Origin of the sequence: Allobosea sp. LjRoot237 (assembly GCF_964253285.1) — a bacterium.
Classification (GTDB): domain Bacteria; phylum Pseudomonadota; class Alphaproteobacteria; order Rhizobiales; family Beijerinckiaceae; genus Allobosea.
In genome coordinates, this window is sequence record NZ_CAXUQP020000001.1 from 2,577,348 (window position 1) to 2,590,262 (window position 12,915).

Consider the following 12,915-nt stretch of genomic DNA (forward strand, 5'->3'; position numbering starts at 1 on the left):
CCTCGGTTCTGCGTTGTTCGTTCATTCCGCAGATGCGGAAACGACAGGAGGACACCGATGTACAAGCGTCACGTTGCATTGACGGCTATCGGCGGCGTCATGCTTGCCGCCGCTGCCGTCGCGCAGACCTCTTCGCCCTCGAACCAGCCGCCGAGCCCGCAGCCGACCTCACCGTCGACAAGCGCGCCGGCTGCTCCGGCACCCGCCGCCGAAACGGCCAAGGCTCCGGAAAATAATCTCGCTGGCCAGGGCAAGTGGCGGGCGTCGAAGCTGATGGGCGTCGACATCTACGGGCCCGACAACAAGAAGGTCGGCGATGTCACCGAGGTGGTGTTCGACAAGACCGGCAAGATCGAGTTGGTCACCGTCGGTGTCGGCGGCTTCCTCGGTATCGGCTCGAAGGATGTCGCAATCCCGTTCGAGCAGGTCCAGTGGAGCGAGGAGCCGATGGTTACGCCGGCGCCTGCCCCGTCGGGTGGCACCGGAGCGGGTGGCAGCAGCGCCGGTGGCGGCACCGCGATGAACGCGCCGCCGGCGGCCAAGAAGGGCCCGGAGATGTATCCGGACCACGGCAAGATCACGATGACCAAGGATCAGCTGACGTCTGCTCCGGCCGTGACTTACGCTGCCCGCTGAGGACGACTCGACCAGACCGTCACAGGCTCGCCCCTTCCGGGGCGGGCCTTTTTTCCCAACGGCTCAGTCGTCGAGCTGGGCCAGAATAGTTGGGAGGGCTTCCGGCAGGTCGTCGGCGATGAGGCCCATGCCGAGCGCTTCACCGGCGCGCCCGTGCAGCCAGACGGCGGCGCAGGCCGCCTCGAAGGCCGGCACCTGTTGCGCCAGCAGGCCCGCGACAATCCCGCCGAGAACATCGCCCGAGCCGGCGGTCGCCAAAGCGGGCGAGCCGGTGTCGTTGACCGCGGCCCGCCCATCCGGCGCCGCGATCACCGTATCCGGCCCTTTGAGCACAACGACCGTTCCGGTCAGCCGGGCCGCATGCCGTGCCCGCTCGAGCTTGCCGAGCTCTGGCTCGAAGCCGGCAACTTCACCGAACATCCGTTTGAATTCGCCCTCATGCGGCGTCAGCACAGCGGCGCCGGCGCGGCGACGAAGCTGGGCAATGAAGGCAGGCCGATGCGCCCCGATATGTGTGAGCGCGTCGGCATCGAAGACGCAGGGCAAGGCTCCGCGCAAGGCCGCCGCCACCCAGGATCGCGCTTCGGCGCCGAGCCCGAGTGCCGGCCCGATCAGCAGCGCATCAACCTTCCGTTCTGAAAGCATCGCCTCGAAGGCTGGAGCATCCCCGGCCGATGCCTGCATCAAGGCATCGGGCCCGCGCACTGCATGCGCTGCAAGCGCCTCCGGCCGGCAGATGACCGTCGCAAGGCCCGCGCCTATGCGCAGCGCAGCCCGCGCGCCCAGCCGCGGCGCTCCGACGCCCGAAAGCCCGCCTGCGGCGACTGCAACAGCGCCGCGCCCGTATTTGTGAACCCCGACCGCATGGTCGGGCAGGTGAGCGCGCCAGAAGGCCGGAGCATTGCGAAAAGCAGATGGCGCGACCCCGCCCGGCGTAAAAACGATCTCGGGGCTGATTCCGATGTCCGCCAGGGTGACGACGCCGCAGAGGACCCGGCCGGGATGAAGCAGATGGCCGGGCTTCAGCCGGAAGAAGGTCACCGTCTCGGCTGCACGGATGGCTGGGCCTTCCGCGAGACCGGTATCGCCGCGTACGCCGCTCGGCACGTCGACTGCGACGACCGGCCGGCCCGCGGCGTTGACCCGCTCGACCAGAGCTGCGACTTCGCCCGAGATTGAGCGACTGAGGCCGGCGCCGAACAAGGCATCGACAACGAGATCATGCTGTGCGGGATCTAGTGCGCCGATCCGCTCGATCGGGCCGGCCCAGGTTTCCGCCGCCAGTGCGGCATCTCCTTGCAGGGCCGTTCGCTCACCGGCGAGGGCGAGCGTCACGCGGCAGCCGCGCTCCCCAAGGAGACGAGCGGCAACGAAGCCGTCGCCGCCATTGTTGCCGAGGCCGCAGAGCACCAGGACACGCTGGCCGGAGCGGATGCGCCGCGTCACCGCATCGGCAACCGCCCTGCCCGCCTTTTCCATCAGGACGATGCCAGGCGTGCCAGCTGCGATCATGGCAGCATCCGCAGCCGCCATCTCGGCGACGCTGAGCAGGGCAAGGGTCAAGGGGGGCGCTGCCATCATTGATCGGGATTGTCCGCCAGGCTAAGCGCGCAGGCAAGGAAACCGAGCGATACCGGTGATTGCATGTAATATAATCAGTTGCATAATTTTTAGACGGTTTTTCGCCTCCTCAAGAGGCGGTTTGCTTGGGGCACCATCATGGCGGCCCGCTTGCGCCGATGCTATGAGCACAACAGGCGAAGTTTTGTGGACGCGCCGAGGTTGATCCGAGCCGGCCAAGATGGTCAGTACGGAGGCAGGCTGCGTACAGTGGCGCGAGCTCACGCCAAGGAGGTTGGTCGGCGCATGAAGAAGATCGAAGCGATCATCAAGCCCTTCAAGCTCGACGAGGTGAAGGAGGCGCTGCAGGAGGTTGGTCTCCAGGGCATCACGGTGCTCGAGGCGAAGGGTTTTGGACGCCAGAAGGGCCATACCGAGCTCTATCGCGGCGCCGAATACGTGGTCGACTTCCTGCCGAAAGTGAAGATCGAGATCGTGCTGGCCGACGACATGGTCGAGCGCGCGATCGAGGCGATCAAGAAGGCCGCCCAGACCGGCCGGATCGGCGATGGCAAGATTTTTGTATCGAGCGTGGAGGGGGCGATCCGTATCCGCACCGGCGAGTCCGGCGCAGACGCGATCTGAGGATATTTCCCCGACACCCAAGGAATGCGTGCGCCAGCGAAACGCGCAGGCAACGTCAGTCGTGAGACCCTAGTCGACAAAGGAAGTCGTGAGATGAAGAACGCCAAAGAAGTCCTGAAGGCGATCAAGGACAATGACGTCAAATACGTCGACTTCCGCTTCACTGATCCGCGCGGCAAGTGGCAGCACGTCACTTTCGACATCACCATGATCGACGAAGAGATCTTCGCCGAGGGCACGATGTTCGACGGCTCCTCGATCGCCGGCTGGAAGGCGATCAACGAGTCCGACATGCTGCTGATGCCGGATCCGTCGACGGCCTGCATCGACCCGTTCTTCTCGGCCTCGACCATGGTCATCAATTGCGACGTGCTCGAGCCGGCGACGGGCGAGCCCTATGGCCGTGATCCGCGCGGCATGGCCAAGAAGGCCGAGGCGTACCTGAAGTCGACCGGCATCGGCGATACCGTCTATGTCGGCCCCGAGGCTGAATTCTTCGTCTTCGACGACGTCAAGATCGCCGCCGACCCGTACAACACCGGCTTCAAGCTCGACAATGTCGAGCTGCCGATCAACGGCATGACCGAGTACGAAGGCGGCAATCTCGGCCACCGCATCGCCACCAAGGGCGGTTATTTCCCGGTTCCGCCGCAGGATTCGGCGCAGGACATGCGCGGCGAGATGCTGGCTGCCATGGCTGCCATGGGCGCCAAGGTCGAGAAGCACCATCACGAGGTTGCCTCGGCCCAGCATGAGCTCGGCCTGAAGTTCGACACGCTGACGCACATGGCCGACCAGATGCAGGTCTACAAATACTGCATCCACAACGTCGCCCAGAGCTACGGCAAGACCGCGACCTTCATGCCCAAGCCCGTCTATGGCGACAACGGCTCGGGCATGCACGTCCACCAATCGATCTGGAAGAACGGCAAGCCGATCATGGCCGGCAACAAGTATGCCGACCTGTCGCAGGAATGCCTCTGGTACATCGGCGGCATCATCAAGCACGCCAAGTCGCTGAACGCCTTCACCAACCCCTCGACCAACTCCTACAAGCGCCTCGTCCCGGGTTATGAGGCCCCGGTGCTGCTCGCCTATTCGGCGCGCAACCGCTCGGCCTCCTGCCGTATTCCGTGGACGACCTCGCCGAAGGCCAAGCGCGTCGAGGTCCGCTTCCCCGATCCGATGGCGAACCCCTATCTCGCTTTCGCCGCCATGCTGATGGCGGGCATCGACGGCATCGTGAACAAGATCGATCCGGGTCCGGCGATGGACAAGGACCTCTACGACCTGCCGCCGCGCGAGCTGAAGAAGATCCCGACCGTCTGCGGCTCGCTGCGCGAGGCGCTGGACTCGCTGAAGAAGGACAACGCCTATCTCAAGGCCGGCGGCGTCTTCAACGACGACTTCATCGAAAGCTATATCGAGCTCAAGATGCAGGACGTGGCGCGCTTCGAGATGACGCCGCACCCGGTCGAGTTCGCGATGTACTATTCCTACTGAGGCTTCCGCGCCGGCACCGCCAGCGCGACAAGTTCCTCCCGATCGCGACGGTTCGCGATCCACCTAACAACCGGGGCAGAGATGCCCCGGTTTTTTTGTTGGCTCGGGGGAGATCAGGACGCGCGATTATGCGCGATCAGGATCTGCGAGCTGGAGCCGGCAGTTTGAGATAGGGTGTTGGCATTGTAGCTGACGAGCGGAGGCGTGAGCCCGATCGTCGTTGCGGAGACGATGGCGTTACCGCCGGAGCCCGTGATGACATTGTTCGAGATCACCATCTTGCCGGCGGACGCATTGGCCGAGAATGCGATCCCGACGCCGCATTGCCGCAGCAGATTGCCGTCACAGACCAGATCACGCGCGCCCTGCGCCACTCCAAGCTTGATGCCGCCGAGCGCGCTCTCGACGATGTTGCCGGATATCACGCAGTCCTGTTCGACCGTCACGCCGATCGCCATGGTCGAATACGATCCGATCCCGCCGGAACCTGGAATCGCGTTCGACGACAGATTGCTGATCTGGTTCCCCTGGATGACAGCCCTGCGCGCCGTTCCGTCGCCGAAATAGCCGGAATTGGTGACATAGATTCCGTCGCCGGCCGTATCGACCTTGTTGTTGACGATAGTTACACCCGTGCCGTCCTGACCTGCTCCCGGCGCCTCATAGTAGAGGCACCCCTCCCTGATGTTCCAGCACGTGTTGTCGGCGATGGCGCAGCGCGAGCCGCCATTGATCCGAACCGCCGAGAAGTCACAGTTCAGGATGATGTTGCCTTTGATCGAAACGTCATTCGCCAGATAGACCGCAACGCCGTTGCCGTTGGCGCCGGTGCCATAGTCGCTCGCGACGAAGTTGATCGTGTTGTTGCGGATGACGGAAAGATTGCCGCCGCTGCCGACCGTCCCCCAAACGGCGATGCCGTTGTTCTTGGCGCCAGTGATTCTGCAGCCGTCGATGATCGTCTCGGAGCTGAAGGACCAGATTGCGATATCGACGTTGTCGAAGGTGCACTCGGCAACGGTCGGCTGGGAATCGTTGACGCAAAGCAGGCCGGCCTTGTAGGCGCCGGTCGGCTCGCCGCCGGCCTTGACTGTGTTTATGAAGGAGCACTTGTGGAAGGAGACATCTCTCGCATTGTCTAGCGTGACGACACCCGCGGCGACCGTAATCATGTTGGGTGCGCTGTAGGAAGGCAGGCTCAGGTTCTGGCCGTCGAACGTGATGTTTCGGAAGCGCATCCCGCGCTGGCCACTGACGCGCAAGCCGTAATTACCGCCGGTAAGGCGGAACGTCGCAGCTCCGGCCGGGCAGGTCACCTCGATGCCGCGGCCGGCCCCGTTCGTTGTCAGAATATCAACGTTCGAAATGTCATAGCTTCCTGGTCGGACCTGGAGCGGCTTGCCTGCAGTCCGCGCGGCGTTGATCACAACACCGATCGTCGCGCTGGTGAAACCAGAGGGGGGCGGCGTAGCGGGATCGGCAATCACCACGTCGTCGAATTCACGATATCCGGGCATTTGGATCGTCCTTGTTGCTGAGCGTGTCTGAAAGACGGCGTTGTTATGCAGGCGTTTTGAGCGACGGGGATAAGTATGGGCGTGCTGTTTCGACTAAGAGACCTGGCCATCAAGGCTCTGGTGCGGAGCCAGTGGAAAAGCCTGCGCTCGACCTCCCCTCGCCTCGCCGTTGTGCCACATGAGCATGTCGGTTTGGCTGTCCTCACCAACGGGCTCTACGAACGGGAGGAGCTCGATTGCCTGAGCCGGATGGTCAGAGGACAGGGGTTGGCAGATGGAATCTGCCTCGATATCGGCGCCAATATCGGCAATCACGCCGTGATCTGGTCGAGCCTGTTCGAGCAGGTGGTCTGCTTCGAGCCCAACCCGCATATGAGCGCGATATTGAGGGCCAATCTCGCCTTGAACGCCTGCATCAATGTGCGGGTGATCGAAGCCGGTCTCGGCACGGAGGACGCCGAATTGCCCTTTTCCTTCCATGAGGATGGCAATGACGGCAGCGGCACCTTCGCCAGAGGCAAAGGCGATCGGACGCTACCCGTACGCCAAGGCGACGCCCTGTTGGGCGAGATCGATCTTAGCGGCAGCCGGATCAGTTTCGTGAAATGCGACGTCGAGGGCTTCGAACATGCCGTATTCCAGGGTCTCGAGCAAACATTGAAACGGCACAGACCTGTCGTGGCCTTCGAGAGCAACTCGCGACAACTCGGCGAACAGGCCTGGAGCGTCCTGCGCGCCTGCGGCTATGAGCGGCTCCACGAACTCCGTCACAATGCCACAGAGGCCGCGCCCGTGCTTCGCGAAGTCATTCGACTGGCCGCAGGGCATCGCTGCTCGATCGAACGGATCGACAGCCCTCCAAGCTATTCGGCAAATCTGCTCGCTGCTGTCCAGGATCTGAGGTGAAACGTCAGGCAGCAGCCGCTTGCGCAGCGCCGTATGCGTCGAGGAGATGCCGGACATGCCGTTCGAGCGTCAACGGATTGGCCCAATAAGCCGCATGAGCGGCGCGCCCCAACCGTCGGGCTGTGGCATCCTCGACCAATGTCTCCAGACCGGCGCGCAGCAGCAGGACCTCGGCAACCTCAAGGACCATGCCGTCACGGCCGTCCGAAACTCGCTCGGCCGCGCCCATGTTGCGGGTCAGGACGACTGGCACGCCCTGCGCCATTGCCTCCAGGACGGTCAGGGGGCCGGTCTCGTACCATAGCGACGGCGCAACGAGACAGCGCGCGGCCCGCAACTCGTCTGCGACCGCCTCGGGCGGCGCCCAACCGGCAAAGACGGCCTCTGGGTTGAGCCGCGCGATCTCAGCCTTGATCAGATCGTCACCATCGCCGACCAGGCGTAGCGGCATGCTTGCCTCGCGCGCCGCCTCAGCCAAACGCAGGACGCCTTTCTCCTGCGTGAACCGGCCCAGGAACAGCGCATGCCGGTTCTTCGCGACATCCGCCGGCTTGCGCTTCTGCGCCTCCATCATGTTCTCGACCACGACATGCCGCGCCTGCGCTGGCAGGAAGGGCTCGGCGAAGCGGCGGGCGAAGTCGCTGACATGGATGAAGAGCGGCGCCCGGAGCTTGCGCATCGCCTCGTCCGAACGCCACTGCCGGGCGACCCGCACCAGCTTGTGGACATAGGACGCGCGGTCGCAATTTGCGGCGATGCAGCCGACCGACATCGGCTTTTGCCGGCAAGGCACTCCGGCCTTGAAATCGAAATAGCCGCCGACCGGGCAGAACGAGAAGTAGTCGTGCATGGTGATCGCGACGGGAAGCCCGCTCTCGCCGGCCGCCGCGATCGCTGCCGGGCTGAAGGCCTTGGTCCATTGATGCAGGTGCACCAACGTCTCGCCGCGCGGCTGGCGCGCGAGCAGATCGCTCAGGAAGGCATGAGCCGCGGCGTTCCAGATGCCCTGGCGCGTGGCGGCCACCTTGCTGCCGACCTGCCAGATCTCTTCGCCAGGATAGAGCTCGACGCTGATAAGCGGATGGTCGAGCCGATCCGAGACAGGGCCGATCGCACAAGCGAAGACGATCTCGACGCCCGCCTCGGCAAGCCCGCGCGCGCTCTCGATTGCAACCTTGGCGGCGCCGCCATTGACCAAGCCGAAATCGCTGATGATGACAACGCGCATGTCGAGCCTCCCACAGAAGCTCTTTAGCCCTCAAAGATTGAGGAAGCGCTGACGGCGATTCAGCGCAGCGCGACGGCGGCCAGGCCGATCAGGGCGACGACGGCGGCAGCCCACCAGAGCCGGCGCAGCTGAGTGGTCTCGGCATCGTGCCGCCGCTCGAAGCCGGACAGCTCCTCATACGCGAAGGACTCGCCGGCAAAGCGCGCGGCCCGCTCGAGGCCGGCGATGCGAATCTTGGGTATTGCGGAACGCGACGCCACGTGACCTTCTCCCCATACCAGCTTAGCCGAATGCGCGGCCGAGCCTAGTCCCGATTCGCCTGCCGATGATGAGACCGCTGCCGTTAACGGCAGCTGAACCGGCGAGTGGCTGCGGGGTTCCACAGGTCGGCTGTGCCATCGCTGGATGACGATTGGGCGACGGCCTCGTCGTTCCTGACTTTCGGCGGCATCCCGATCGGTTTATTGCGGATGAAGGCCGGGTTATAGGGCTCCGGCAAGCGGCCGTCGGGCCGATACGATATCCTGCGGACAAAGCGAATCAGCGAGTGCGGTGGCGATGACGGACGACCTCTTCGGCGATGACAGCGGCAAGGATGCGCGCGCAGAAGCGCCCGCGCCCACCCCTGCGCCGAAACCGGCTGCGCGCCCTGCCCCCGCCCCGCGCGTCGGCACGCCATCGGAGGCCGGCTACGACGCTTCCACCATCGAAGTGCTCGAGGGGCTGGAGCCGGTCCGGCGCCGGCCCGGCATGTATATCGGTGGCACTGACGAGCGGGCCTTGCACCACCTCTTCGCCGAGGTGATCGACAACGCTATGGACGAGGCGGTGGCGGGCCATGCCAGCTTCATCGACGTCGAGCTCTTCGCCGACGGCTCGCTCGCCGTCACGGATAATGGCCGCGGCATCCCGATCGACCCACATCCGAAATTTCCGGACAAATCGGCGCTCGAAGTGATCATGACGATCCTGCATGCCGGCGGAAAGTTCGACTCCAAGGTCTACGAAACCTCGGGCGGCCTGCATGGCGTTGGCGTCTCCGTGGTCAATGCGCTGTCCGATCTGCTCGAGGTCGAGGTCGCGCGCGGTCAGACGCTCTATCGCCAGACTTTCTCGCGCGGCATTCCTCAGGGCCCGCTTGAAACGGTCGGCCGGGCGCCGAACCGGCGCGGCACCCGCGTGCGCTTCCATCCCGATGCGCAGATCTTCGGCGAAGGCGCGCATTTCGTTCCGGCGCGGCTGTTCCGCATGGCCCGCTCGAAAGCCTATCTCTTTGGCGGTGTCGAGATCCGCTGGCGCTGCGCGCCCTCCCTGCTCAAGGCCGAAGGCGACGTCGCGGCCGAAGCCGTCTTCAAGTTCCCGGGCGGCTTGCGCGACTATCTCGCCCGCGAAATCGAGGGCAAGGACCTGGTCGCCGAGCCGATTTTTTCCGGCAAGATCACGAAGGAAGGCGGCCACGGCTCGCTCGAATGGGCGATCGCCTGGCTCGCCACCGGCGAGGACGGGTTCTCGTCCTCCTATTGCAACACGATTCCCACGTCCGAGGGCGGCACGCACGAGTCCGGCCTGCGCATCGCGCTGCTGCGCGGCCTGCGCGACCATGCCGAGCGCATCGGCCAGAGCAAGCGGATGGCGCAGGTCACTGCCGACGACGTGATGGCGACCTGCGCCGCCATGCTCTCGGTCTTCATCCGCGAGCCCGAATTCCAGGGCCAGACCAAGGACAAGCTGGCGACGCTGGAAGCCGCCCGCATCGTCGAGAACGCGATGCGCGACGCCTTCGACCATTGGCTCGCGGCCTCGCCGCAGCAGGCGCTGAAGCTGCTCGACTGGTCGGTCGACCGCGCCGAGGAGCGCCTGCGCCGCCGGCTCGAGAAGGAGGTCTCGCGCAAGACCGCAACGCGCAAGCTCCGGCTGCCGGGCAAGCTCGCCGATTGCAGCAATGCCGGCGCGGCAGGTTCCGAGCTTTTCATCGTCGAGGGCGATTCGGCCGGCGGCTCGGCCAAGCAGGCGCGCAACCGCGCCAATCAGGCGATCCTGCCCCTGCGCGGCAAGATCCTCAACGTCGCCAATGCGACGCGTGAGAAGCTCAATGCCAATCAGCAACTCGCCGACCTGATCCTGGCGCTGGGCTGCGGCATCGGCAGCCAGTTCCGCGAGGACGACCTGCGTTACGAGAAGGTCATCGTGATGACCGACGCGGACGTCGACGGGGCCCATATCGCCTCGCTGCTGGTCACCTTCTTCTGGCGCCAGATGCCGCGCCTGATCGAGAAGGGCCACCTTTATTTGTCGGTGCCGCCGCTCTATCGGCTGCGTCATGGCACCAAGTCGGTCTATGCCCGTGACGATGCCCACAAGGACGAGCTGATCGAGACCGTCTTCAAGGGCAAGAAGCCCGAGATCGGCCGCTTCAAGGGCCTGGGCGAGATGATGCCGGCCGAGCTCAAGGAAACCACCATGGACCCGAGCAAGCGCACGCTGCTCAAGGTCATGGTCGACCATGAGAACAAGGAAGAGACCTCCGACACGGTCGAACGGCTGATGGGCAACAAGCCGGAGGCACGCTTCCTCTTCATCCAGGAGCGGGCTGCCTTTGCCGGCGAGTTGATCGACCTGTGAGGCAGCCCGGTGGCGCCCTGCATGCCGGGCACCCCCGCAAGCTCGCCGGGCTGTGTCGCGATCGCCATGCGCCCACCCTGCGCGCATGCCGACCGATCCGCACGATGCCGACCATGACATTTCTCCGCGACCCCATCCCGCGTCCGAGCTCTGGCCGCTGAGCGCATGGGCGAGCCTGCTGCCACTCCATCTCGACGCGATGCCCAGATTTCAACCCAAGGCTCGCTCTGGGCCGATATCGAGATCCTCCACGCCATCGCCTCCAGCGGTGGGCTGGCTCTGGCGGCGGCTGCGCTCGGGCTGAGCGAGACGACTGTTGCGCGGCGCCTCAAAGCTTTCGAGGCACGGCTTGGCCTGCCGCTGTTCCGCCGCGGCGCCAATCGCCTGATCCCGACCGCGATCGGCCTTTCGCTGGCTGCTGACGCAGCTGCCGCAGCCGAAGCCGTTGCACGCTTCGAGGCGCGGGCGACATCTGCGCGCGCCCGGGATGATGCGCCGGTCCGCGTGACCGCGACCACCTCGATCAGCCTGTTCCTGACGCAACATGCGACCCGGCTTTCGGCCGCGGCAGGGGGCGTCGAGATCGTCATTCTCAGCACGCGCGAACGCCTCGATCTGGCCCAGGGAGAGGCCGAGATCGCGATCCGCATGCGCAGGCCGCCGGAGGGCGCAGGCTATTTCGGCCAGAAAGTCGGCAGGCTGGCGCAGGCCTTCTATGTACGCCGCGACAGCGACCCGGCAACGGCGCCGATCATCTCGGTCAGCCGGGACGTCTCGTCGCGGATCGAGCAGCATATCCTCGCCTGGGCCGCCGGCCGGCCGATCGCCGCCCGGGTCGGCGATTCTGCCGCGCGCTATGAGAGCATCCGCTCATCGGGCGCCGTGTCGATGGCGCCCTGCTTCCTGGCCGACACTGATGCCGCACTGATCCGTCTGGAGGAGCCTCCAGATGAGACCGCCGACGAGATCTTCCTGGTCTCGCATGAGACCGGCCGTCAGCGCCCGGCCGTGCTGGCGGTGCTGGAGGCACTACGCAAACTGTTCCGCGAGCATCGTGGCAGGCTCGAGGGGCGCTCATGATGGATCAATTTCCATCAGCGGCCGTCAGGCCTCGCTAACCAAGTTTTTACAGCAGCCGGCGCAAGATTTCCTCATCGGCGCCTGGCGCCTTGTCTTGCAAGCTCGGAGAGCAGCGATGCGCCTCGTCATCGCCTTCCTGCGCAACCAGCGCGGTACCATGGTCGCCGACATCGCCAAGGCCGGCGCCGCGATCGCGTTCCTTTCCGTCATCGCCGCCAACTTCGTCTCGAGCCAGACGGCCCAACTCGATCGGGATGCGATGCGTCAAGCCGCGAACGCAGCTGCCAAGGGCCAGTCCTTCGACCCGCTCACCACGGGATCGATCGTCAAGCGCGCCAATGATACGAAACTCGACCCTTGCGTGATCCCTCGCTGAGGCTCAGCCGAGCCAGTCGAGCAGAGCCGGCGTGACGACCTGCGGCGCCTCCAGCGTCGACAGGTGACCGCAGCCCGGCACCTCCAGATAGCGCGCCTTCGCTCCGATGCCAGCGGCGATCTCGCGCGCTTCTTCAGGCGGCGTGATCGCATCCTCCGCGCCGACGACGACCAGGGTTGGGACGGAGATCGTCGCGAGAACCGGCCGGGCATCGGGACGACCCATGATGGCGCGTTGCTGCCGGATGAAGCCTGCTGGGCCGACCGCCTCGGCCATCGCCTTCACTTCGAGCCGCAGCGCTTCGTCGGCGAGGCGGTCTGGCGCGACCAGCTTCTGCCAGAGCAGAGTCACGACATTGTCGAACGCGCCCTTCTGCGCCAACGCGATCATTTGCTCGCGCGGCGCGTTGGTCTCCGGAGTCGGTGGCTTGGCCGTGGTGTCGAGCAAGGCAAGCCGCGTCACGCGCTCCGGCGCGCGCCGCATCACGTCGAGGGCAATGTAGCCGCCCATTGAGAGCCCACACAGCGCGAAGCGCTCAGGCGCGGCCGCCAGCAGCCGCTCGACCATGGCGGTGACGGTGTCGTCTGCGGTGGTCTCGGCGACGAGAATCTGGCGGCCGGTCGCCAGGGCCGGCCATTGCGGCGCGTAGAGTGCAGGCGTGCAATTCAGCCCCGGGATCAGGACCAGAGATTCCGGTATCTTCATCGTCACAGCGCTCATTCTCCACTGATCTCGGCGCGCCAGATCTGATCAGATCGCCTCAATCTGACCAGTGATCTGTCTCTCACATTAGGATGGAAACCATTCTTACCGATCAGTCTTGCGGTGCAAGCTGATCGGAA

Annotated in this window: 12 protein-coding genes; 7 read left to right on the top strand and 5 right to left on the bottom strand. The window is 65.1% G+C overall.

Annotated elements, in window-relative coordinates; translation table 11 throughout:
* Window positions 1-57: 57 nt before the first annotated feature.
* The gene (locus tag ACSQ24_RS12510; protein WP_436094987.1) at window positions 58-636 is read left to right on the top strand and encodes a PRC-barrel domain-containing protein; all 579 of its coding nucleotides are present in this window, start codon (window positions 58-60) and stop codon (window positions 634-636) included.
* Between the two features lie 63 nt (window positions 637-699).
* Here the strand turns inward: ACSQ24_RS12510 and ACSQ24_RS12515 are convergent, their stop codons facing one another.
* Complete coding sequence (locus ACSQ24_RS12515; protein ID WP_436094988.1) at window positions 700-2,217, bottom strand: NAD(P)H-hydrate dehydratase; 1,518 nt, start codon at window positions 2,215-2,217, stop codon at window positions 700-702.
* A 285-nt stretch (window positions 2,218-2,502) separates the two neighbouring features.
* Between ACSQ24_RS12515 and ACSQ24_RS12520 the strand changes: the two genes are divergently transcribed.
* Both ACSQ24_RS12520 and glnA read left to right on the top strand, forming a co-directional pair.
* Window positions 2,503-2,841, top strand: coding sequence for a P-II family nitrogen regulator (locus ACSQ24_RS12520; protein WP_057192756.1), 339 nt, complete (start codon window positions 2,503-2,505; stop codon window positions 2,839-2,841).
* Window positions 2,842-2,934: 93 nt separating this feature from the next.
* The gene (gene glnA / locus ACSQ24_RS12525; protein WP_436094989.1) at window positions 2,935-4,344 is read left to right on the top strand and encodes a type I glutamate--ammonia ligase; all 1,410 of its coding nucleotides are present in this window, start codon (window positions 2,935-2,937) and stop codon (window positions 4,342-4,344) included.
* 113 nt (window positions 4,345-4,457) lie between these two features.
* On the opposite strand, the gene ACSQ24_RS12530 is transcribed toward glnA, so the two are convergent.
* The gene (locus ACSQ24_RS12530; protein ID WP_436094990.1) at window positions 4,458-5,861 is read right to left on the bottom strand and encodes a TIGR03808 family TAT-translocated repetitive protein; all 1,404 of its coding nucleotides are present in this window, start codon (window positions 5,859-5,861) and stop codon (window positions 4,458-4,460) included.
* Window positions 5,862-5,936: 75 nt separating this feature from the next.
* On the opposite strand from ACSQ24_RS12530, the gene ACSQ24_RS12535 reads away from it, so the two are divergent.
* Window positions 5,937-6,767, top strand: a complete 831-nt coding sequence (locus tag ACSQ24_RS12535) for an FkbM family methyltransferase (protein WP_436094991.1) — start codon at window positions 5,937-5,939, stop codon at window positions 6,765-6,767.
* A gap of 4 nt (window positions 6,768-6,771) precedes the next feature.
* Here the strand turns inward: ACSQ24_RS12535 and ACSQ24_RS12540 are convergent, their stop codons facing one another.
* Window positions 6,772-7,995, bottom strand: coding sequence for a glycosyltransferase family 4 protein (locus ACSQ24_RS12540; RefSeq protein ID WP_436094992.1), 1,224 nt, complete (start codon window positions 7,993-7,995; stop codon window positions 6,772-6,774).
* A 59-nt stretch (window positions 7,996-8,054) separates the two neighbouring features.
* Complete coding sequence (locus ACSQ24_RS12545) at window positions 8,055-8,255, bottom strand: hypothetical protein (RefSeq protein ID WP_436094993.1); 201 nt, start codon at window positions 8,253-8,255, stop codon at window positions 8,055-8,057.
* A gap of 298 nt (window positions 8,256-8,553) precedes the next feature.
* On the opposite strand from ACSQ24_RS12545, the gene parE reads away from it, so the two are divergent.
* From parE to ACSQ24_RS12560, 3 genes are all read left to right on the top strand, one after another.
* The gene (gene parE / locus ACSQ24_RS12550; protein ID WP_436094994.1) at window positions 8,554-10,617 is read left to right on the top strand and encodes a DNA topoisomerase IV subunit B; all 2,064 of its coding nucleotides are present in this window, start codon (window positions 8,554-8,556) and stop codon (window positions 10,615-10,617) included.
* A 165-nt stretch (window positions 10,618-10,782) separates the two neighbouring features.
* A complete protein-coding gene (locus ACSQ24_RS12555; RefSeq protein WP_436094995.1) occupies window positions 10,783-11,697 on the top strand; it encodes a LysR family transcriptional regulator in 915 nt (304 codons plus the stop codon).
* 115 nt (window positions 11,698-11,812) lie between these two features.
* Window positions 11,813-12,073, top strand: coding sequence for a hypothetical protein (locus ACSQ24_RS12560; protein WP_436094996.1), 261 nt, complete (start codon window positions 11,813-11,815; stop codon window positions 12,071-12,073).
* Window positions 12,074-12,076: 3 nt separating this feature from the next.
* Here the strand turns inward: ACSQ24_RS12560 and ACSQ24_RS12565 are convergent, their stop codons facing one another.
* Entirely contained in the window at window positions 12,077-12,793 is a 717-nt protein-coding gene (locus ACSQ24_RS12565; RefSeq protein WP_436094997.1) for an alpha/beta fold hydrolase, read from the bottom strand.
* Window positions 12,794-12,915 lie beyond the last annotated feature (122 nt).

Excerpts from the sequence above, each read along its gene's own strand:
- ACSQ24_RS12535 (WP_436094991.1), top strand. The coding sequence starts at position 5,937 with ATGGGCGTGCTGTTTCGACTAAGAGACCTGGCCATCAAGGCTCTGGTG.
- ACSQ24_RS12510 (WP_436094987.1), top strand. The coding sequence starts at position 58 with ATGTACAAGCGTCACGTTGCATTGACGGCTATCGGCGGCGTCATGCTT.
- parE (WP_436094994.1), top strand. The coding sequence starts at position 8,554 with ATGACGGACGACCTCTTCGGCGATGACAGCGGCAAGGATGCGCGCGCA.
- glnA (WP_436094989.1), top strand. The coding sequence starts at position 2,935 with ATGAAGAACGCCAAAGAAGTCCTGAAGGCGATCAAGGACAATGACGTC.
- ACSQ24_RS12515 (WP_436094988.1), bottom strand. The coding sequence starts at position 2,217 with ATGATGGCAGCGCCCCCCTTGACCCTTGCCCTGCTCAGCGTCGCCGAG.
- ACSQ24_RS12540 (WP_436094992.1), bottom strand. The coding sequence starts at position 7,995 with ATGCGCGTTGTCATCATCAGCGATTTCGGCTTGGTCAATGGCGGCGCC.
- ACSQ24_RS12565 (WP_436094997.1), bottom strand. The coding sequence starts at position 12,793 with ATGAGCGCTGTGACGATGAAGATACCGGAATCTCTGGTCCTGATCCCG.
- ACSQ24_RS12555 (WP_436094995.1), top strand. The coding sequence starts at position 10,783 with ATGGGCGAGCCTGCTGCCACTCCATCTCGACGCGATGCCCAGATTTCA.
- ACSQ24_RS12560 (WP_436094996.1), top strand. The coding sequence starts at position 11,813 with ATGCGCCTCGTCATCGCCTTCCTGCGCAACCAGCGCGGTACCATGGTC.
- ACSQ24_RS12530 (WP_436094990.1), bottom strand. The coding sequence starts at position 5,861 with ATGCCCGGATATCGTGAATTCGACGACGTGGTGATTGCCGATCCCGCT.
- ACSQ24_RS12520 (WP_057192756.1), top strand. The coding sequence starts at position 2,503 with ATGAAGAAGATCGAAGCGATCATCAAGCCCTTCAAGCTCGACGAGGTG.